The organism is Nonomuraea sp. NPDC050536 (assembly GCF_044457685.1).
GTDB lineage: Bacteria > Actinomycetota > Actinomycetes > Streptosporangiales > Streptosporangiaceae > Nonomuraea.
Genome location: NZ_JBITHD010000001.1, coordinates 158,432 through 178,859 on the forward strand (window position 1 = coordinate 158,432; position 20,428 = coordinate 178,859).

A 20,428-nucleotide genomic window follows, 5' to 3' on the forward strand; every position below is an offset into this window, starting at 1 on the left:
GCAGGCGCACCAGCGACACCTACCGTGACTCATCTACCGATTCGTTCAACCGTCACTGGGGGGAACCATGGGATTCGTCACGACCGCTGACGGCGTCGAGATCTTCTTCAAGGACTGGGGGAGCGGGCAGCCCGTCGTCTTCAGCCACGGCTGGCCGCTCAACTCCGACGCCTGGGACAGCCAGCTGCGCTTCATGGCCGAGAACGGCTATCGCGCCATCGCCCACGACCGCCGCGGCCACGGCCGTTCCGGCCAGCCGTGGAACGGCAACGACATGGACACCTACGCCGACGACCTGGCCCACCTGATCGAGACGCTCGACCTGCGCGACGCGGTGCTGGTCGGCCACTCCACCGGCGGCGGCGAGGTGACCCGCTACATCGGCCGCCACGGCAGCGCCCGGGTGTCCAAGGCGGTGCTGCTCGGCGCCGTGCCGCCGCTGATGCTCAAGACCGAGGCCAACCCCGAGGGCCTGCCGATCGAGGTGTTCGACGGCATCCGCGCCGGCGTGCTGAACGACCGGTCGCAGTTCTACCAGGACCTGAGCGCGTCGTTCTACGGACCCGGCGTGTCCCAGGGCGCGCGGGACGCCTTCTGGCTGATGAGCATGGCCTGCGGGCTCAAGGCCGCCGTCGACTGCGTCAAGCAGTTCTCCGAGACCGACTTCACCGCCGACCTGGCCAAGATCGACGTGCCCACGCTGGTGGCGCACGGCGACGCCGACCAGATCGTGCCGATCGCCGACTCGGCGCTCAAGTCCGCCGAGCTGATCAAGGACGCCACGCTCAAGGTGTACTCGGGGGCGCCGCATGGCCTGTTCGGCGACTACGACGCCGCCTTCAACGCCGACCTGCTGGCCTTCGTCAGGGGCTGAGCCCAGGGGTGTGCTCGGCCATCACCACCCGGGCCAGCTGGACCCTGGAGGTGACCGACAGCTTGCGGAAGATGGAGGTCAGGTGGGTGTTGACCGTGTGCGGTGAGATGAACAGCTCGGCCGCCGCCGACCGGTTCGTGTGACCCTCGGCGATCAGCACCGCGACCTTCCGCTCCATGGGCGTCAGCGCGCCCCAGCCCTGGACCGGCCGGACCCGCCTGGGGGCCTTGCGCCTCCCGGCTCCGGCCGCGTCCAGGTGGCCCTGGGCCCGGGCCGCCTCGCCGTACGCGCCGAGCCGGGTGAAGTCCTCGGCCGCCTGCCGGAGCTCGGAGATGGCCTGCTGCTTGTCGCCGTGGGACAGCAGCACCTGGCCCAGGTCCGTCCGCGCGTCGGCGAGCAGCAGCGGGCGCGGGCCCCGCTCGAGCAGGGCCACCGCGTGCCGCAGCGACTCCGGCTCCGCGCGCACCAGCCCCGCTGCCTGGGCGGCCTGCCCCGTCGCGCTCGGCACGTCGGGGTTGCGCGCCGCGTACCGCGCCGCCTGCCCAGCCAGGTCCTCGGCGAGCGCCCGGTCGCCCGCGCGCAGCGCCAGCCGTACGGCGGGCGCCAGCCACCCGCGCAGCAGCCGCCAGCGCGTCACCGGTCCCGCCACCAGCCGCAGCAGCGCCGGATCCCCGGCCAGTACCGCCTCCAGGAAGGCGACCGCGGCCTGGTCGCCCGCGTCCTGCTTGCCGGCCAGGGTCTTCTTGGCCTGCTCCAGGCAGGCGTGCGCGCCGTCCACATCGCCGCGCAGGCGGGCCACCCAGCCGCGCTGGACACGCGCGCTCACCCCGTGCACGGTCTCCATCAGGTCGTCCTCGAGGCGTTCCAGCGTCACCAGGTCGGCATCGGCGTCGTCCAGCCGGCCCAGCCCGAGGCTCTGGTTGGCCCTGACCCAGGCCAGCATCAGCGGCCTGCGCTGCGCGTCGTCGCGCATGCCCGCGAGCAGGGCGCCGCCGGCCGCCAGGTCGTCCACATGCTGCAGCGCGAAGATCTCCTCCAGCGTGAACGCCGGATCCGCGCCGCGCAGCTCGGCGAAGCGGGCCAGCGCCTCCCGGCAGTCGCCGGCGTTCAGCGCGATCTCGCCGAGCGCGAGCAGCGAGGTGATCCGCGCCCGGCGGTCGTCCACCGCCCGGGCCCTGGCCAGCGCCGCCTCCCCGGCCCGGCCCGCTTCCGCCAGGTCCGCCGACCGTGACAGCGCCAGCGCGTGCAGCGCCTCGAGCCTGGCCTCCACCTGCGGGCTCGCTCCGCCGCGCGCCAGCGCCTCCCCGGTACGGCGCTGCAACTCGGCGGCCTGGCTCAGGCTCCACAGGGACCCACCGAGCGCGGCCTCCAGCCGTCCCGCCACCCCGGCCGGCGGGTCCTGGGCGAGCAGCCCGTCGCCCAGCCCCACCGCGTCACGGTCGCGACCTGCCCTGCCCAGCACCGTGATCGCCTGCTCGCCCACCTCGAAGCGCAGCGTCCCCGCCCTGGACGCCAGCTCGAGCGCGCCCGTCACGTAGTAGGTGGCCAGGTCGGGCATCAGGGCGAGTGCGTCGTCGGCGGCCCTGCGCAGCAGCGCGATCGCCCCCTCGTCGCCGGGGACCGCGCTCTCCAGCACGTGGTAGGCGGCCTCGGCGACCCGGTGCGAGGAGGCCAGCAGGTCGGCCGCCTGCCGGTGCACCGCCTTGCGCGCGGAGGCGGGGATGCCCGCGTACACCGCCTGGCGCAACAGGTCGTGCCGGAAGACCAGCTGGTCGCCGTCGTCGTCGAGCAGCCCGCCCCTGACGGCGGCCTCCAGCGCGTCGAGCAGCTCCGACGGCTTGTGCCCGCACAGCTCGGCGGCGTCGGCCACGGCGAAGCGCCGCCCCAGCACCGCCCCGATCTGCAGCAGCCGCAACGTCCTCGCGGGCAGGGACTCAAGCCGCCCCCGCACGCCGGCCACCAGCCGCTCGGGCAAGGCGTGGATCAGTTCGTGCGCCAGGCCGGCCGCGATCTCCGTGGGAGGCATCGCGGCCCGCACCGGCTCCGCGGGGATCGGCGCGAGCGGGGAGTGGGCCGCCATGGCCGTGAGCAGCTCCACCGCCAGGAAGGGGCTGCCGCCGGCGCCAAGCAGCAGCTCCGCCGTGCCGGCGTCGGCCGGAGCGCCCAGGATGTCGGCGGCGATCTGCGCCATGGCCCCGCCCGACAGCGGGCCGAGCAGGATCTGGTCGACGGGCATGTCCCTGGCCACGGCAGTGGCGATCTCGGATGCGGGGCCGCCGTGCTCGTCACGGCTGGCCAGCAACCACAGTAGGGGAGACGAGCGCAGGCGGGCCGGCAGGACGCGCAGGGCGAACAGGCTGAGCTGGTCGGCCCACTGCACGTCGTCGACCGAGACCAGCACGGGCGCCTCGAGCGCGCGCGCCTCCAGGTAACCGGCCAGCTGCTCCACCAGCCACAGGCGCTGGTCGTAGCGGATCGACAGGTCCGCCGGCGCGGAGGCAGGCAGCAGCGGGCGCAGCGACGAGATGAGCGTCGACAGCGGCGCGACCGCGTCCAGGTCCTCCGCCTTGCCACGCGCGACGGCGAACCCGGCGGCCGCGCCGTACTCCACGACCGAGCCGAGCAGGGACGTCTTTCCGATCCCCGGCTCGCCGCGGACGAGCGCGAACGCGGCGGCGCCGATGGAGGTCACGCCGTCTGCCAGGCGATGAAGGAGGCCGAGTTCGGCCTCCCGGCCACGCAGTGCCAACTAGCGGAGCTCGCGTTTGAGGATCTTGCCGGTGGCCGTCATCGGCAGCGCGTCGCGGAACTCCACGATGCGCGGGTACTTGTAGGCCGCCATGTTCTCCCTCGCCCAGGCCATCAGCTCGTCTTCAGAGAGCGTAGCGCCGGGGGTGCGGATGACGTACGCCTTGATCTCCTCGCCGTGCGACTCGTGCGGCACCCCGACGACCGCGGCCAGCGAGACCGCCGGGTGCGTCATCAGGACCTCTTCGAGCTCGCGCGGGTAGACGTTGAACCCGCCTCGGATGATCATGTCCTTGGCGCGGTCGACGATGGCGTAGTAGCCGTCGGCGTCGCGGGTGGCGACGTCGCCGGTGCGGAACCAGCCGTCGTTCATGACCTCGGCGGTCGCCTCGGGCCTGCCGTGGTAGCCCTTCATGATGTTGTGGCCGCGGATGGCGATCTCGCCGGGGCCCTCGCCCTCGATCGTCTTCCAGTCGGGGTCGATCAGCTTCATCTCCACGCCCCAGATGGGCGTGCCGATCGTGCCGGGCTTGGTGGGCCGGCCGAGCTGGTTGAAGCTGGCCACGGGCGAGGTCTCCGACAGGCCGTACCCCTCGAGGATGCCGATGCCGAAGGTCTTCTCGAAGTCCTTGAGCACCTCGATCGGCGAGGAGGCGCCGCCGGCGACGGCGACCCTGAGCGTGCTGGGCACTTCGGCGCCATCGGCGTGGATCTTCGTCAGCATCGCCCAGTAGTTGGTCGGCACGCCCGCGAAGAACGTGACGCCCTCCTTGACCATGAGCTCGAGCGACTGGCCCGCCTCGAACCTGGGCAGCAGCACCACGGTGGAGCCGCGCAGGAAGCCGGTGTTCATCACCACGGTCTGGCCGAAGGAGTGGAACAGCGGCAGCACCGCCAGGTAGACGTCGCCGCCCTCGCTCCGCGGGAACATCTTGTCGCAGACCAGCGAGTTGACCAGCATGTTCTGGTGGCTGAGCTCGGCGCCCTTGGGCTGGCCCGTGGTGCCCGAGGTGTAGAGGATCACCGCGGTGTCGTCGGGCGCCGTCTGCGCGGTCGAGAACTCGCCGGACATGCCGCCCAGTGCGGCCCAGATGGACTCGCCGTGCTCCGACTCGGTCGCCAGCGGCGTGGCGGGCAGCACGAAGAAGTGCTCGCAGCCCTGCGCGGCCTCGAACCCGGCCCTGCCCCGCTCGCCCAGTGGCAGCTCCGGCGTGCCCTCGAAGCAGAACAGCGCCTTGGCGTCACTGTCGTCGAGGTGGTAGGCGATCTCGCGCGACTGCAGCAGCACGTTGAGCGGGACCACGGTGGCCCCCGCCTTGAGGATCCCGAAGTACACGAACGGGAAGTAGGGCAGGTTGGGGCAGGCGAGCGCCACCTTGTCGCCCCTGCCGATCCCTCGAGAAACCAGCAGGTTGGCCACCTGGTTGGCGACAGTGTCGATCATGGAGTACGGCAGGCGCATATCGCCGAAGACCAGGGCGGTGTGGTCGGGCGCGTTCCGGGCGCTGTCCTCGAGGACCGTCGACAGGTTCAGCATGACGTCATCTAAGCAGGACTCCATACTGACCGGTAGGTAACGGCGGTTACAGATGCGTATGGACTCGCTTGCTCGCCTGGAGTAAGCAAGTACCAGATTACTTACCCCCTGGAGGGCCCATGGAGTACGACTACGTGATCGTCGGCGCGGGGTCGGCGGGATGCGTGCTGGCCAACAGGCTGTCGGCGGACTCGGGGGTGTCCGTCGCCCTGGTCGAGGCGGGTGGCCAGGACGACAAGCTGGAGATCCGGATGCCGGCCGGGTTCTCCAAGCTGTTCAAGACCGACTACGACTGGAACTACACCACGGCCAAGCAGGCCGAGATGTCCGGCAGGGAACTGTACTGGCCGCGCGGGCGCGTCATCGGCGGCTCGTCGTCGCTGAACGCGCAGATGTGGGTGCGCGGGCACCGCCGCGACTACGACCAGTGGGGGATCCCCGGCTGGACCTACGACGACGTGCTGCCCTACTTCACCCGGGCCGAGCACCGGGTCGGCAGCAACCAAGGCGGCGTCTACGGCACCTCGGGGCCGCTGGTGATCTCCGAGCTGCGCAGCCCCAACGTCACCACCGCCGCCTTCCTGCAGGCCTGCCAGGAGCTCGGCTACCAGCGGCTGCCCGAGCTCAACGGCGCCTCCAACGAGGGCTACAGCCCGACCCCGGTCACGCAGAACCGCGGCCGGAGGTGGAGCGCGGCCGACGCCTACCTGCGCCCGGCGCTCAAGCGTCCCAACCTGACCGTGATCACCGGCGCGACCGTGGACCGGGTCGTCTTCGACGGCACGCGCGCGATCGGGATCGAGCACGACGGCGGCGCCCAGGTCAGGGCCCGGCGGGAAGTGATCCTGTCGGCAGGGGCGATCGGCTCGCCGTACCTGCTGATGCGGTCGGGCGTGGGCGCGGCCGAGGAACTGCGCGACGCCGGGGTCGAGCTCGTGCACGAGCTGCCGCAGGTGGGCAAGAACCTGCAGGACCACCTGTCGACCGGGGTGTTCGTCGAGTGCACGCAGCCGGTGACGCTGGTCAAGGCCGAATCGATCGTGCAGCTGTTCCGCTACCTGGTGCTGCGGTCGGGGATGCTCACCACGAACGTGGGCGAGGCGGTCGCCTTCATCAGGACCTCGAAGGAGGAGCCGGCGCCGGACATCGAGCTGATCTTCGCGCCGGGGCCCTTCATCGACCACGGGCTCACGCCCCCCACCGGCCACGGGTTAACCGTCGGCGTGATCCTGCTGCAGCCGGAAAGCCGCGGCAGGGTCGGGCTCAACGGGCGCGACGTGGTGATCGACCCCGGCTACCTGACCAAGGAGGCCGACGTGAAGCGGATCGTCGCCGGGCTGAAGGTGGCCAAGCAGGTCTTCGCCACCAACGCCATGAAGCAGTGGGCGGGCCCCCCGATGGCGCCCTACACCAACCCCGAGAGCGACGAGGAACTGGCCCAGTGGGCCCGCGACCGCGGCGAGACGCTCTACCACCCGGTCGGCACCTGCCGCATGGGCACCGACGCCGACTCGGTCGTCGACCCGTCGCTCAAGGTCCGCGGCGTCGAGGGGCTGCGCGTGGTCGACGCGTCGATCATGCCGACGCTCAACCGCGGCCACACCCACGCGCCCGCCATCATGATCGGCGAGAAGGGATCCGACCTGATCGCGAAGGGCTAGCGCGCCCCGGGCGGCCTGTACGGCGGGCGTCCCGCGCTAGGCGACCCTGATGACAGAACTTGACGTAAGCGGTCACTTGCACGAATCATGAAGGCCATGACGGTCTCCGCCGATGTCGACCTGTCCCAGATCCCGTTCTGGGGGTTGCCCCAGGCAGAGCGCATGGACGCCTTCCGCAGGCTGCGCGCGCTCGACCGGCCCGCGTTCGTCCAGGAGCAGTTCCTGCCGTTCGTCGGCGGCGGCCCGGGCTACTACGCCCTGGTACGGCATGCCGACGTGACCGAGGCCAGCAGGAACGCGGCCGTCTTCAGCAGCGAGCCGTGCTCCAACAGCATCCCCGACATGCCCCGCTGGCTGGCCGTGTACTTCGGTTCCATGATCAACATGGACGATCCCCGGCACGCCAGGCTGCGCAGGATCGTCTCGCGGGCCTTCACCCCGAAGATCCTCGGCAAGATGGAGGAGGACCTGGCCGTCGCCGCCGCGGAGATCGTGGACGGGGCGATCAAGGAGGGGCCTGCGGACTTCGTCGCCCAGGTCGCCGCCAAGCTCCCCGTCCGCGTGATCTGCGACATGATGGGGATTCCGCCGAAATTTCATGACATGGTGTTGCGGCGGACCAACGTCATCCTCGGCAACGCCGACGCCGAGTACACCGGCATCGACCCCGAGCTGAGCCGCCTCAACGTGGGCAAGGGCCTGCTCAGGCTGCTGCACGCCGGCCACAGCCTGAACCGGCTGGCCGCCCGCCTGGGCGACCAGCGCCGCAAGCACCCGACGGGCGACCTGGTGAGCCTGCTGGTCAACGGCGAGGAGCACCTCACCTCGCAGGAGCTCGGCTCGTTCTTCATCCTGCTGGTCGTGGCCGGCAGCGAGACCACCCGCAACGCCATCGCCTACGGGCTCAAGCTCTTCACCGACCACCCGGAGCAGCGCGAGCTGCTGATGAGCGACTTCGACGGCCGCATCGTCAAGGCCTGCGACGAGATCGTCCGCTACGCCACCCCGGTGATCCAGTTCCGCCGGACGCTCACCCAGGACTTCGAGATGAACGGCCAGCAGTACCGCAAGGGCGACAAGGTGCTGCTGTTCTACAACTCCGCCAACCGCGACGAGGCGGTCTTCACCGATCCCGACGCCTTCGACATCACCCGCGACCCGAACCCGCACGTGGGCTTCGGCGGGCCGGGTCCGCACTACTGCCTGGGCGCGCACCTGGCCAGGCGCGAGATGACCGTGATGTTCCGCGAGCTGTTCACCCGGCTGCCCGGCATCAGGTCCGTCGGCGAGCCGGACTTCCTGCTGTCCAACTTCATCAACGGCATCAAGCACCTGGGGTATACGCACTAGCCACGATCCCGTCCGGCCGCACGAGCAGCCTGCCGTACGGCCAGCCCTCGACGACGTGCACCGGCACGTCCGCCTCGACGGGCTCGGCGCTGAACACGCAGTACCTGCCGTCGACCAGGTCCAGCGTCGAGACCCCTTCCCGCACCCACACGTGCGGGACCCGGGAGCCGGGCGAGCCGTCCAGGACCAGCGTGATGTCCTCGGTGGAGGGCAGGTCCTCGATCGGGGTGCCGTAGCGGTAGCCCATGTGTACGATCGGCGCGTTGATCGCGCCCACCCGCGCACGCGACTCGGCGTCGCCGCCCCAGTGCACCATGGGGTGCTCCATCCTGATCATCGCCTGCTCCAGGGTCATCAGCGCCACCGGGCGCCGTTCCTGCTCGTAGGTGTCGAGCAGGGCGGCGTCCGCCTCGCCGCGCAGCACGTGGGCCAGCTTCCACGCCAGGTTGTGGGCGTCGGCCACCCCGGTGTTCATGCCGAACGCCCCGGTCGGTGGCACCGCGTGCGCCGCGTCCCCGACCAGGAACACCCGCCCCGCGGCGAAGCCGTCGGCCACCTGGCCGCGCGCCCGCCAGCCGAGCGTGCTGAGGATCTCCAGCTCCAGGTGGGGGTCGCCGATCGCGGTGCGGACCAGCTCCGCCGAGGGCTCCTGGGCGGTGTGGAAGACCCACTCCTTCTCCGCGTCGATCGTCATCAGCAGGCCGGGGGCCTCCGGGCCGGTGATGTCGCACATGGCGAACGTGACGCCGCCGGTCAGGGCGCTGAGATCGGCCTCGAACAGCACGTTGTGCAGGGAGGGGCCGAGCGGGCCGGGCCCCGACACGCCGATGCCCAGGCTTCGGCGGACCGTGCTGCGCACGCCGTCGGCGGCCACCAGGTAACGGGCTCTGATCGTGCGCTCGCCTCCGGGGCCGCGAACGTGCGCGGTCACGCCGTCCGCGTCCTGCTCGACGGCGACCAGCTCGGTGCCGTACTCGACGCGGGCGCCGCGTTCGCGGGCCGCCTCCAGCAGCACCCGGTCGAGCCGGTTCTGCGGGCAGGTGCCGCGGATGCGCGCCGGGGTGAAGCTCATGTCGCCCAGGACCTGGGCGCGGGTGGGCGCGGTGTCGCCGAGCGCGGGCAGGCCGGCGGCCGCCAGCGTGGGCGCGGTCGCCCTGCCCAGCGTGACGGTCATGTCCACGGCCACCGCGTTCACCGCGGCCTCCAGGCCGACCTCGCGCAGCAGCTCCACGGTCCGCAGGCCGACGCCGGTGGCGCGCGGGTGGATCTGCGGGCCGGAGTCGCGCTCGATGACCAGGGGCCGGATGCCGTGCCGGGCCAGGAACACCGCGGCGCTCAGGCCCACGGTCCCGCCGCCCGCGATCAGGACGTCTTCCATCTCTCCTCCTCGGAGAAGCGTTGTGGGAACGTTGTTCCCGTCGATGGGAACACTGTAACCACATCGCTAGGATGATGACCAGAGGGGGTGGCAGATGTCCTTGGTGTGGAGCCGCGAGCCGTACAGTCCCAAGCGGCAGGCGATGAGCGTGGAGCGCATCGTGGAGGCCGCGGTCGCGATCGCCGACGCGGAGGGGCTGGCGGCGGTGACGATGCGCCGCGTGGCGGCCGCGATCGAGTCCGGCACGACCTCGCTGTACCGCTACGTGGCCAACCGCGACGAGCTGCTCGACCTCATGGCCGACGCGGTGCGCGGCGGCCCGGCGGGCGAGCCGACCGGCGACTGGCGGGCCGATCTGGCCCGGATCGCCCGCGAGCAGCGGGAGCTGCTGCTACGCCATCCGTGGCTGGGCGGGCTGCTGGCAACCAGACCGGCGCTGGGGCCGAACTCGCTGCGCCACATGGACCTCGTGCTGGCCGCCGCCGAGGGCCTGACCGGCGACATCACCCAGGCCGGCATGGTGATGGGGTTGATCTCCGACTACGTGCTCGGCGCCGCCTCGCGCCAGCTGGCCGAGACCCAGGAGCGGCTGCGGACCGGGCTCGACCAGACCCAGTGGCGGGCCTCCGTCGCCCCCTACATCCGCCGGGTCCTGGACAGCGGCGACTACCCGCACTTCGCCAGGCGCGTGGTCGAGGCCGACGATCCGAGCTTCACTGATCAGTTCGAGTACGGTCTTGAGCGTCTGCTGCGAGGCCTGGCCCGCGACTGACCCGCAGGTGCGGGCGTGTCTCGCCGGAAATCGGGATTCGATTCGGTAGTATGTTCGAGGTGAGGTGGGTGGTGCGCCGCCGCTTGCAGGCCAAGGCCACCAAGAGCGCGAAACGGCTGCTGAAGCGGCGTCGCCGCAAGGAGGCCCGCACCATCGCTTCACGCGGTGCAGCGGGCTGGGCAGTGAGTCACGCTGCCTGACGCGGACCAGACCGTCGAAGCCGTCGACGGCGAGGAGCTGCAAGCTCGGTCGTTGTCGATTGAGAAGCTGACTGCTACTCCCGCGGCGGGTCGAATGCTAGGTTTCGCGGCATGGAGATCAGGACGATTCATGCCAATGGCATGGAGTTCGCATATCTGACCGTAGGGGATGGGCCGCTGGCACTATGCCTGCACGGTTTCCCCGACTCCGCACACACCTGGCGTCACCTGCTGCCCGAGCTGGCGCAGCGCGGCTACCGTGCGGTCGCGCCGTTCACGCGCGGCTACGCGCCGACCGAGGTGCCCGCCGACGGCGCCTACGAGCGCGCCGCGCTGGCCGCCGACGTGCTGGCCCTCCACGAGGAGCTGGGCGGCGACGACGACGCCGTGCTGATCGGTCACGACTGGGGCGCGCTGACCACCTACGTCGCGGCCGACCGCTTCCGCCGCGCGGTGACCTTGGCGGTGCCGCCGCCCGGCGCCCTGGCCGCCTCGTTCCTGGACTACGCGCAGCTCAAGCGGTCCTTCTACATCTTCCTGTTCCAGACCGCGCTGGCCGAGCCGGCCGCCGCCGCGCCCGGCTTCCTGGAGTCGCTGTGGGCCGACTGGTCTCCCGGCTACGACTTCGCGCAGGACCTTGAGTTCGTACGGCGCAGCCTCGCCGAGCCCGCCAACCTGTCCGCCGCCATCGGCTACTACCGGGCCATGCTCGGCACCACCCCGCCCACGGGCCGCTACCCGGAGCCGGCGCCCGCCTCGAGCACGCCGATCCTGTACCTGCACGGGGCCCAGGACGGCTGCCTGGACCCCGGCATGGCCAAGGATGCGCTCGGCCACCTGCCTGCCGGCTCGCGCGTGGAGGAGGTGGCGGGCGCCGGTCACTTCCTGCACCTGGAGCAGCCCCGCGAGGTCGGGTCCCTCATCCTCGACTGGCTGGCCTCCTGAGGATCGCGATCACCGGGTGCCGCCCCGACAGGCTCACCTCGATCACGCGCTGCACGGCGAGCCCCCGCGGGAGTTCGCCGTGCACCAGCGCCACGGCCAGCCCGCCGGGGGCCAGCACCCGGCGCACCTCCCGCCACAGCCGGTCCGGATCGGCGGCCAGCAGCCCCGCCGGGGGCACCTGACGGCCCCACGGCGGGTTCACCAGCACCCGGTCCACGCCGGCCGTCGGCAGCGGGATCCGGCCCGCGTCGGCTCGGATCCAGGTGGGTTCGCTTCCGCATGCCGTACCGGCATTGAGTGAGGCCGTCCTGACGGCCTGCGGGCTGTGGTCGAGGCCGATCAGGCGGGCGTGCGGGGCCAGGTGGGCCGCCTCGATGAGCGTGGTGCCCGCGCCGCAGCACGGATCGAGCACCGTGCGGGCCTCGTCCAGGCGGGCCAGCTCCGCCATCGCGGCGGCGAGCGGCGGGTGCAGCGAGCCGGGAACGGCGCCGGACTTGTACGGCCTGCGGTGCAGGGGCCGATCCGCCAGGCGTCGCGCGATGACCGCCCGCTCGCTCTCGATCGTGACCCGCCACGACGCCAGCCCCTCGGGTGGCCTGCCGCCGTCCCTGCGTGAGTGGTACGGCCCGCCGAGCCGGGACCCGACGGCGTCCTCGATGTCGAAGCGGGTGTAGTTGCGCCGCCCGACGAACGAGGCCGACACCTCGTGCGCCAGGGCGGGCCCGCCGATGCCCTCGGCGGCGCGGGCCAGGCGGTCGAGCGCCGACCGCTGCCGGCCGACGCCGTCGACCACGGCCCCCACCAGCAGCACGTCGTCGGCCAGGCGCAGAGCCCGCGGATCCCGCCGCGGCTCGAACCACACCTCACGATGGCGCAGCTCGAGCACCGCACCGATCTTCAAACGGATGATCTCCGCGGCCACCAGGGGCTCGATGCCATGCACGGCCCTGGCCACGGCAAACGTGTGCACGTGTCCTTCTCCCACGACGCGACCCGGGGCGGCCTCTGGCCGTCCCGCATCGCCGGCGGTGGTTCACGCCGCGTCCCGCCGGCGGAACGTCAGCGTCGGAAGAAGAAACTCATGCGACCACCGTAGCGGGGTGATCAACTGGTTTTCCGAAGGTACGTACGGTGTACGTCACACTCTCTTGACGTAAGTGGTTGCTTTTCCCAATGATGGCCTCATGAGCGTCGTGGACTTCGACCTTTCGAACCCGGAGTTCTGGGCCAGGCCCATGGACCAGCGGGAGGAGGCGTTCCGGCGGTTGCGGGCGCTGGACAGTCCCGCGTTCTTCGAGGAGATGGAGGTCTCCTTCGCGCCGAAGGGGCCCGGCTACTACGCGCTGACCCGGCACGCCGACATCGTCGAGGCCAGCCGTAACCCCGAGGTGTTCTGCTCCGGCGACGGGGGCGCGACGAACATCCCGGACATGCCCGCCGAGTTCGCCGAGTACTTCGGCTCGATGATCAACATGGACGATCCGCGGCACGCCAGGTTGCGCCGGATCGTCTCCCGGGCGTTCACGCCCAAGATGATCAAGCAGTTCGAGGCCGACGTGGAGACCGCCGCCACCCGCATCGTCGACGACCTGCTGGTGAAGGGGTCCGGCTGCGACTTCGTCACCGAGGTGGCCGCCCGCCTGCCACTGAAGATCATCTGCGACATGATGGGGATCCCGGAGAAGGACTACCAGTTCGTCTTCGAGCGCTCGAACGTCATCCTGGGCGGCTTCGACCCCGAGTACGCCCGAGGCGACATGGACCGCGTGGCCGAGCAGCTGCTCAACGCCGGCCTGGAACTGCAGCAGCTGGTGCAGGACCTGGCGGCCTACCGCACCGGCAATCCCACGGGCGACCTGACGTCCTCCCTGGTCAACGCCAACCTCGACGGCGAGCAGCTGACGCTGCAGGAGCTGGGCTCGTTCTTCATCCTGCTCGTGGTGGCCGGCAACGAGACCACCCGCAACGCCATCTCCTACGGCCTGCGGCTGCTGACCAACAACCCCGGCCAGCGCGCGCTCTGGCTGGAGGACATCGACGGGCGTGCGCCCGGTGCGGTCGAGGAGATCGTGCGCCTGGCCTCGCCGGTCAACTTCATGCGCCGCAAGCTCACCCGCGACTTCGAGATGAACGGCACCCTTTACCGCAAGGGCAGGAAGGCCGTGCTGTTCTACTGGTCGGCCAACCGCGACGAGTCGGTCTTCGCCGATCCGCTCGCCTTCGACATCCTGCGCGACCCCAACCCGCATGTCGGCTTCGGCGGGCCTGGCCCGCACTTCTGCCTGGGTGCCCACCTGGCGCGGCGGGAGATCACGGTGATGTTCCGCGAGCTGCTGCGCCGGGTCCCGCAGATCGAGGGCGGCAAGCCAGACCGCCTCCACTCCAGCTTCATCAACGGCACCAAACACATGACCTGCACCTTCTAACCAGGTCTGCGCCTCTGTACGGCGCGGGGTTGCGCGGGCAAGGTGACTGCGCCTGCCGGCGCACGGGAGACCCGGCTGCCGGGGCGGGCGCACCGCAACCCGGACCCGGGTCGTGGTACCGGCCGGGTCGTAGGTCTTGGCGCCGGGTCGGCGGGACGTGGGACGGCGGAGGTCGGCGCCTTGGTGCGGCGGGCAGGGTGGCCCTTGGCGCGAGGGTTGCGTCTGGCGCGTTACGGCGAGCGGTGGGCGACCGTGGTGCCCGCTTGCCGACGCGCCGTGACGGTGGGCAAGCGTCCCCGACTCGCCAGCAGCGCCGGTCGCGGGCCCCTAGCCGAAGTGTGGTGGGCGGCCGGTGGCGGCGGCCCGCCGTACAGGATCACTGCAAAGATCGGGCTCGCCGTACAGGGTCACTGTGAAGGTCGGGCTTGGCGTACGGGATTGCTGTGGAGATTGGGGGCGCTTAGGGGGTGGTTTTGAGGCGTTTGATGATGGTGTTGATGTCTGGCAGGAGTTGCTTGCTGGTCGACGGGATCGACATGTAGACGATCGACGGCAGGTCTGAGCCCGTGTCGACGGCGGCGGTGAGGATGACGGTCTTGGTGTCGCCGGAGATGAGCTCGTAGGCGATCGCGCGGCCCTTGACGCCCTTGAGTGGCTGCTGGCCGAGCTTCTTGACCGTGTTCGGCTGCGGGAAGAAGCGCTTGCGGGCGTTCAGCACGACCTGCTTGATGACCGGCTCCAGGTCGTCGGCCGTGGTGTAGGACGAGGCGAGTCGCTGAGGCAGCGGTCCCGTCAGGATCTGGGCGAAGCTGTTGGGACCTGTCGGGGCGAACTGGCGCGTGTCGAAGCCGTAGGTGGCCTTGACCGTGGTGCGCTGGTCGAGCTGCCAGGTGCCGCCCAGGCGGGGCACGGTGAGCTTGGCGAGCGAGTCCGAGACGGTGCCCGCGATCGGGGCCGCCTTGCCGGGATACGTCGGGATCTTGGCGATCGTGGTCGGCGGCTTGGTGGGGGAGCTCTTGCCCGTCGGGGTCGACTTGGCGGCCGGGGTGTTCGAGGGGGCGGGGTCGTCGCTGGCCAGGGGGCCCGCGAGGAACGCCCACGCGAGCGCGCCGATGAGGGCGATGGCGACGGACCCGGCCAGGGCGTAGATCCAGATGGGCTTGCCCGGCTGGTCGTCGTCCAGCGACTCCTCCTCGCCCATCGCCTGGTAGTTGTCGCCGAAGACGGTGTTCCAGAGCTCCTGCTGGCGCTCGGGGGGAGGGGTACGTGAGCCGCTGATCTGGCCGGCCGTCACGAAGGGGCGGTCGGGGTCGGAAGGGTCGCGGCTGAGGTTGGCTCCCGGGCGGCCCTGGGGGTCCATGCCGTGCTCGGGCCCCATCGGCGCCTGCCCGGGGTGCTGGGGCATGGGCGCGGGCGGCTGACCGTACGCGTGCTGGTCCTGGATGGGCGGCTGGCCGTACGGCTGCTGGTCCTGGGCGGGCGGCTGGCCGTACGCGTGCTGGTCCTGGGCGGTGGGCGCGCCGTACGGCTGCTGGTCGTGGGTGGGTGGCTGGCCGTACGCGTGCTGGTCGTGGGTGGGTAGCTGGCCGTACGGCTGCTGGTCCTGGGGAGCGGGCTGGCCATAGGGCTGCTGGTCCTGGGGAGCGGGCTGGCCGTACATGTGCGTGTCCTGGGCGGTCGGCGCGCCGTACACATGCGTGTCCTGCACGGGCGGGGCGCCGTAGACATGCGTGTCCTGCACCGGTGGCGCGCCGTAGACGTGCGTGTCCTGGGTGGGGGGACGGCCGTACGGCTGCTGGTCCTGGGCGGGCGGCCTGCCGTACGCGAGCTGGTCGGAAGGCAGGGACGTCGGCGGGGAGGCCTTGTCGTAGGAGGCCGTGCGCTCGAGCGACTCCGGCTGCTGGGGCCATGGGGCCGGGCTGGACAGGTTCGACCAGGAGGTGTCGCGGGCCGGGGGCGGCTCTTCCCACGCGGGGACCGGGTCCTTGACGACCGGCTCCGGCCAGGAGGGCAGCGGAGCCTCCGGCCAGGAGGTGGGGACCTCGGGCTGGGGCTGCTCGGGCCAGGACGGTGGCAGTTGTCCGGAATTCTCCGTTGCCATTGCTGCCGTACCTCCCGAGGTTATGTCCTGATTTGACGCATCGGGCATGATCTCACGGGTCCCAGGGGGTTGCGCAGGGAAACGCGCGAAGCCGTGCGGATCGGTCGGCGGGTCCTGCATCGGCAGGTGGCCCGTCGATCGGTCTGGTTCGACTGAATGCGCCACGGCGACGAGAGTAATCTAATGGGACATATGATGTCATAACGGGTAGATCAGGATCAGGTCTCGCACGACCTGAAGGGTCTATTGTGCCGGTTGGGCTCGATCGAGTAACGGCATTCGGTGGAAGACGTGCGCTAGGCTTGACCTATGCGTTCCGCGACCCTGCTTCTTAGCGGGCCGCGACGGCCCTAGGTCTTCCCGCCGTCGCGGCTGCCCCTCGTTGTGTGCGCGAGGGGTTTTCTTATGGGGTCAACCAAGCCAGAAGGACACCGCCGTGAGTGAGTACGATCCGCAGGCGCTGCAGGCCAAGTGGCAGCAGCGGTGGGAGGAGATGGACCCGTTCCTGGCGAGCGAGGACGCCGCCGACACCCGGGAGCGGCGTTACATGCTCGACATGTTCCCCTACCCCTCCGGCGACCTGCACATGGGCCACGGCGAGGTGTTCGCGATCGGCGACGTCGTGGCGCGCTACTGGTTCCAGCAGGGCTACAACGTCCTGCACCCGATCGGCTGGGACTCCTTCGGCCTGCCCGCCGAGAACGCCGCCATCAAGCGGAACGCGCACCCGGCCGAGTGGACCTACGCCAACATCGACACGCAGGCCAACTCCTTCAAGCGCTACGGCATCTCCTTCGACTGGTCGCGCCGCCTGCACACCAGCGACCCCGACTACTACCGGTGGAACCAGTGGCTGTTCAACCGGTTCTTCGAGCGCGGCCTGGCCTATCGCAAGGGCGGGCTGGTCAACTGGTGTCCCAACGACCAGACCGTGCTGGCCAACGAGCAGGTCGTGGCCGGCAAGTGCGAGCGCTGCGGCGCCGACGTCATCCGCCGCGAGCTGACGCAGTGGTACTTCAAGATCACTGACTACGCGCAGCGGCTGCTGGACGACATGGACCAGTTGGAGGCCACCTGGCCGGAGCGCCTGCTGGCCATGCAGCGCAACTGGATCGGCCGCTCCGAGGGCGCCGACGTGCTGTTCCAGATCGAAGGCCGCGACGAGCCGGTCCACGTCTACACCACGCGCCCCGACACGCTGTTCGGCGCCACGTTCTTCGTGGTCGCCGTGGACGCGGCGCTGGCTGACGAGATCGTCACCGACGAGCACCGCGCGGCCTTCGAGGCCTACCGCGCCGACGTGGCCAAGCTGAGCGACATCGAGCGGCTGTCCACCGAGAAGGAGAAGACGGGCGTCTTCCTGGGCCGCTACGCGATCAACCCGGTCAACGGCGAGCGCATCCCGGTCTGGGCGGCCGACTACGTGCTGTCCGACTACGGCCACGGCGCCATCATGGCCGTGCCCGCGCACGACCAGCGCGACCTCGACTTCGCCCGCGAGTTCAACCTGCCGGTGAAGGTCGTCGTGCACACCGGCCTGGCCGACCCGGGCGAGACCGGCGAGGCCACCCCCGGCGAGGGCAAGCTGGTCAACTCCGGCCCGCTGGACGGGCTGACCAAGGCCGAGGCCATCGCCAAGATCATCAACGTCCTCGAGGTCGAGGGCAAGGGCACCGGCGCGGTGAACTTCCGGCTGCGCGACTGGCTGCTGTCCCGCCAGCGCTTCTGGGGCACGCCGATCCCGATCATCCACTGCCCCGACTGCGGCGAGGTGCCCGTCCCCGACGAGCAGCTGCCGGTCACACTGCCTGACCTGCGCGGCGAGGCCCTGGCCCCGAAGGGCGTGTCCCCACTGGCCAGCGCCACCGACTGGGTCAACGTCGAGTGCCCCAAGTGCGGCGGCGCCGCCAAGCGCGACACCGACACCATGGACACCTTCGTCGACTCGTCCTGGTACTTCCTGCGCTACACCTCGCCCGGCTACACCGACGGCCCGTTCGACCCCGAGCAGGTGCGTAAGTGGGGCCCGATCGACCAGTACGTGGGCGGCATCGAGCACGCCGTGCTGCACCTGCTGTATTCGCGCTTCTTCACCAAGGTCCTGCACGACATGGGCATGGTGGACTTCACCGAGCCGTTCATGCGCATGCTGAACCAGGGACAGGTGATCAACCAGGGCAAGGCCATGTCGAAGTCCCTGGGCAACGGCATCGACCTGGGCCAGCAGATCGACGACTTCGGTGTCGACGCCGTCCGCCTGACCATGATCTTCGCCGGCCCGCCCGAGGACGACATCGACTGGGCGGACGTCTCGCCCGCCGCCTCGCAGAAGTTCCTGGCCCGCGCCTTCCGCGTGATGGACGAGGTCGCCGCCGAGCCCGGCGTCTCCTTCGAGGACGGCGACCTGGAGCTGCGCCGGTTCACCCACCGCACGATCGACGAGGTCACCAGCCAGGTCGACGCCCACAAGTTCAACGTGGCCGTGGCCCGCATGATGGAGCTGACCTCGGCCGCCCGCAAGGCCATCGACTCCGGCCCCGGCGCCGCCGACCCGGCCGTCCGCGAGGCCGCCGAGACGCTGGCCGTCATGCTGTCGCTGGTCGCGCCGTACACGGCCGAGGAGGGCTGGGAGCGCCTGGGCCACAAGGGCTCGGTCGCCTTCGCCGGCTGGCCCACCGCGGACCCCGCCCTGCTGGTGCAGGAGTCGGTCACGTGCGTGGTGCAGGTGGCGGGCAAGGTCCGCGACCGGCTGGAGGTCTCGCCGGACATCTCCGAGCCGGACCTGCGCGAGCTGGCGCTGGCCTCGGACAAGATCCAGCCCTACCTGTCGGGGGAGCCGCGCAAGGTCATCGTCCGCGCCCCCAAGCTGGTCAACATCGTCCCCTAGCCACCGCACAGCAACAGCGCCCGGCCGCATCGACTGCGCCCCGGGCGCTGTCCCTTTCCCAGGTCTCGTACGGCCGGTTCTTGTGCGGTTAGTTCTTGTACGGCAAGCCGCCCTACCGCCCCCCGCCGTCGCGGGTTCGCGTCTGTCCAAGGTCGGCACTCCGGCGGCGCCGCTCCCCGCCGTCACGGCACCAGGGAAGCCGCCGTGCTGACCATTGGGACCTGCTCCCGGGAGATGGGGTCAGCGGCGGGCGCGGCGGAAGGTCAGGAACGAACCGGCGCCGAGGACGACACCGCCCGCGATGAAACCGGCGCCGATCCACGGCAGGGACGGCTGCGAGGCCGCGTTCTCGACCATCCCGCTGACGGCCGGTGAGCCGTCGGCGTTCAACACCACCAGGACCCGGTCGCCCAGCTGCGACTTCGCGTCGAACTGCAGGGTCTGCGGCCCCGCCCCCTCGCTCTTGGCCAGCCAGAACCCTTCCTGCCCTGGCGGCGTCGCGGGCGCCTTGCCGGGATGCCGGATGAAGGTGACCCCCTTGCCGGTGTTCTCATGCCCGATCGTGTAGTCGACCGCCGCGAGATACCTGTTCAGATCCTCGGGCTTGGCCAACCCCAGGAACGCGACCCCACGGGACGGGACCACCCGGAAGCGCACCTTGTCCACCGCTCCCAGGAACACGCTCGCCTTGCTCCAGTCGTACGGATCGCTGGTGACCGCATACCCGTCGGTCTGGTAACCCGCCTTGCCCAGATCGGCATACCCGCCATCACCAGGCATCGACACGGCGAACGCGCCTATCCCCGCAAGGCCTACCGCCCCCACCGCCAGCACGCTCCCACCCAACTTCGCCACCCAGCGCTTCACGGCCCCTCAACTCCTTCGCCGAATCGGTCACAGGCCCCAGATACTAGCCACAAAACTCCAAATCCCAAACTCGAAACATCATGTCCCAAACTGGGCTACGAGATCATCCGATGTGTCGCCTCCAGGCCTAACCGCCGTGGTCAGTACATCTAGAGGCGTTTGGACATGATGAGTTCGTGGGTGGTGCCGTTGGGGGTTGGGGCGTCGGGGGTGGCGGTTTTGGTGAAGCCTTGGCGGTGGTAGAGGTCGATGGCTCGGGAGTTGCTGGGCTTGACGGCCAGTTCGAGCGTGTGGGAGCCGCGGGCGACCGCCCAGGTGGTGACCGCTCCGATGAGGTGGTCGCCGACGCCCTTGCCGCGGCCGGTGGGGCTGACCCACATGGACACCAGCTCCGCCGTACCTTCGTCGGATCCGGGAATTCCGCTGGCCATTCCTACGGGGGTGCCGTCCAGGACGGCTACGAGGTTGTACGAGCCGCGCATGGAGAGGCGGGCACGCCAGCGCTCCTCCTGGTCGCCGTCACCCGACCAATCCGCCAACGTCGACCCGAACGCGTAGGGCGCCTCCGCGAGGGCTGCCAGTCGCAGCTCCCGCCATACGCCCCAGTCGTCCTCACCCAGCACACGCAGCTCGATCACCTGAGGCAGGGTACACAGGGAAACTGAGGCAGGGTGCATAGGGG

14 protein-coding genes are annotated in these 20,428 nt (G+C 70.6%); 7 read left to right on the forward strand and 7 right to left on the reverse strand.

Annotation, left to right across the window (positions count from 1 at the left end):
- Positions 1-67 precede the first annotated feature (67 nt).
- The gene (locus ACIBHX_RS00800) at positions 68-874 is read left to right on the forward strand and encodes an alpha/beta fold hydrolase (RefSeq protein WP_397062894.1); all 807 of its coding nucleotides are present in this window, start codon (positions 68-70) and stop codon (positions 872-874) included.
- Here ACIBHX_RS00800 and ACIBHX_RS00805 read toward each other — a convergent pair.
- Together ACIBHX_RS00805 and ACIBHX_RS00810 are read right to left on the reverse strand one after the other, a co-directional pair.
- Positions 864-3,623, reverse strand: a complete 2,760-nt coding sequence (locus ACIBHX_RS00805; RefSeq protein WP_397062896.1) for an ATP-binding protein — start codon at positions 3,621-3,623, stop codon at positions 864-866. The genes ACIBHX_RS00800 and ACIBHX_RS00805 overlap by 11 nt on opposite strands.
- Positions 3,624-5,159 carry a long-chain fatty acid--CoA ligase gene (locus ACIBHX_RS00810; protein WP_397062897.1) on the reverse strand — a complete coding sequence of 512 codons (1,536 nt, stop codon included), beginning with the start codon at positions 5,157-5,159 and terminating at the stop codon, positions 3,624-3,626.
- A 119-nt stretch (positions 5,160-5,278) separates the two neighbouring features.
- On the opposite strand from ACIBHX_RS00810, the gene ACIBHX_RS00815 reads away from it, so the two are divergent.
- Positions 5,279-6,820, forward strand: coding sequence for a GMC family oxidoreductase (locus ACIBHX_RS00815; protein WP_397062899.1), 1,542 nt, complete (start codon positions 5,279-5,281; stop codon positions 6,818-6,820).
- Positions 6,821-6,916: 96 nt separating this feature from the next.
- On the forward strand, positions 6,917-8,170 hold the full coding sequence (locus ACIBHX_RS00820) for a cytochrome P450 (protein ID WP_397062900.1): 1,254 nt from the start codon (positions 6,917-6,919) through the stop codon (positions 8,168-8,170).
- On the opposite strand, the gene ACIBHX_RS00825 is transcribed toward ACIBHX_RS00820, so the two are convergent.
- Entirely contained in the window at positions 8,145-9,548 is a 1,404-nt protein-coding gene (locus ACIBHX_RS00825) for an FAD-dependent monooxygenase (protein WP_397062902.1), read from the reverse strand. The genes ACIBHX_RS00820 and ACIBHX_RS00825 overlap by 26 nt on opposite strands.
- 94 nt (positions 9,549-9,642) lie before the next feature.
- On the opposite strand from ACIBHX_RS00825, the gene ACIBHX_RS00830 reads away from it, so the two are divergent.
- Positions 9,643-10,320: a TetR/AcrR family transcriptional regulator gene (locus ACIBHX_RS00830; RefSeq protein WP_397062904.1), complete on the forward strand. Its 678-nt coding sequence runs from the start codon at positions 9,643-9,645 to the stop codon at positions 10,318-10,320.
- Positions 10,321-10,661: 341 nt separating this feature from the next.
- On the forward strand, positions 10,662-11,465 hold the full coding sequence (locus tag ACIBHX_RS00835) for an alpha/beta fold hydrolase (protein WP_397062905.1): 804 nt from the start codon (positions 10,662-10,664) through the stop codon (positions 11,463-11,465).
- Here ACIBHX_RS00835 and ACIBHX_RS00840 read toward each other — a convergent pair.
- Positions 11,440-12,435, reverse strand: a complete 996-nt coding sequence (locus ACIBHX_RS00840; protein WP_397062907.1) for a TRM11 family SAM-dependent methyltransferase — start codon at positions 12,433-12,435, stop codon at positions 11,440-11,442. The two genes, ACIBHX_RS00835 and ACIBHX_RS00840, sit on opposite strands and share 26 nt — an antisense overlap.
- A gap of 214 nt (positions 12,436-12,649) precedes the next feature.
- Here ACIBHX_RS00840 and ACIBHX_RS00845 point away from each other — a divergent pair, with 214 nt between their 5' ends.
- Positions 12,650-13,891: a cytochrome P450 gene (locus tag ACIBHX_RS00845; RefSeq protein WP_397062909.1), complete on the forward strand. Its 1,242-nt coding sequence runs from the start codon at positions 12,650-12,652 to the stop codon at positions 13,889-13,891.
- A gap of 460 nt (positions 13,892-14,351) precedes the next feature.
- Here ACIBHX_RS00845 and ACIBHX_RS00850 read toward each other — a convergent pair whose 3' ends face one another.
- Positions 14,352-15,992: a hypothetical protein gene (locus ACIBHX_RS00850; protein WP_397062910.1), complete on the reverse strand. Its 1,641-nt coding sequence runs from the start codon at positions 15,990-15,992 to the stop codon at positions 14,352-14,354.
- Positions 15,993-16,428: 436 nt separating this feature from the next.
- Here ACIBHX_RS00850 and leuS point away from each other — a divergent pair, with 436 nt between their 5' ends.
- Positions 16,429-18,879, forward strand: a complete 2,451-nt coding sequence (leuS, locus tag ACIBHX_RS00855) for a leucine--tRNA ligase (protein ID WP_397062912.1) — start codon at positions 16,429-16,431, stop codon at positions 18,877-18,879.
- 240 nt (positions 18,880-19,119) lie between these two features.
- Here leuS and ACIBHX_RS00860 read toward each other — a convergent pair whose 3' ends face one another.
- Positions 19,120-19,746: a hypothetical protein gene (locus ACIBHX_RS00860; protein ID WP_397062913.1), complete on the reverse strand. Its 627-nt coding sequence runs from the start codon at positions 19,744-19,746 to the stop codon at positions 19,120-19,122.
- Positions 19,747-19,895: 149 nt separating this feature from the next.
- Entirely contained in the window at positions 19,896-20,384 is a 489-nt protein-coding gene (locus ACIBHX_RS00865) for a GNAT family N-acetyltransferase (RefSeq protein WP_397062914.1), read from the reverse strand.
- Positions 20,385-20,428: the final 44 nt, after the last annotated feature.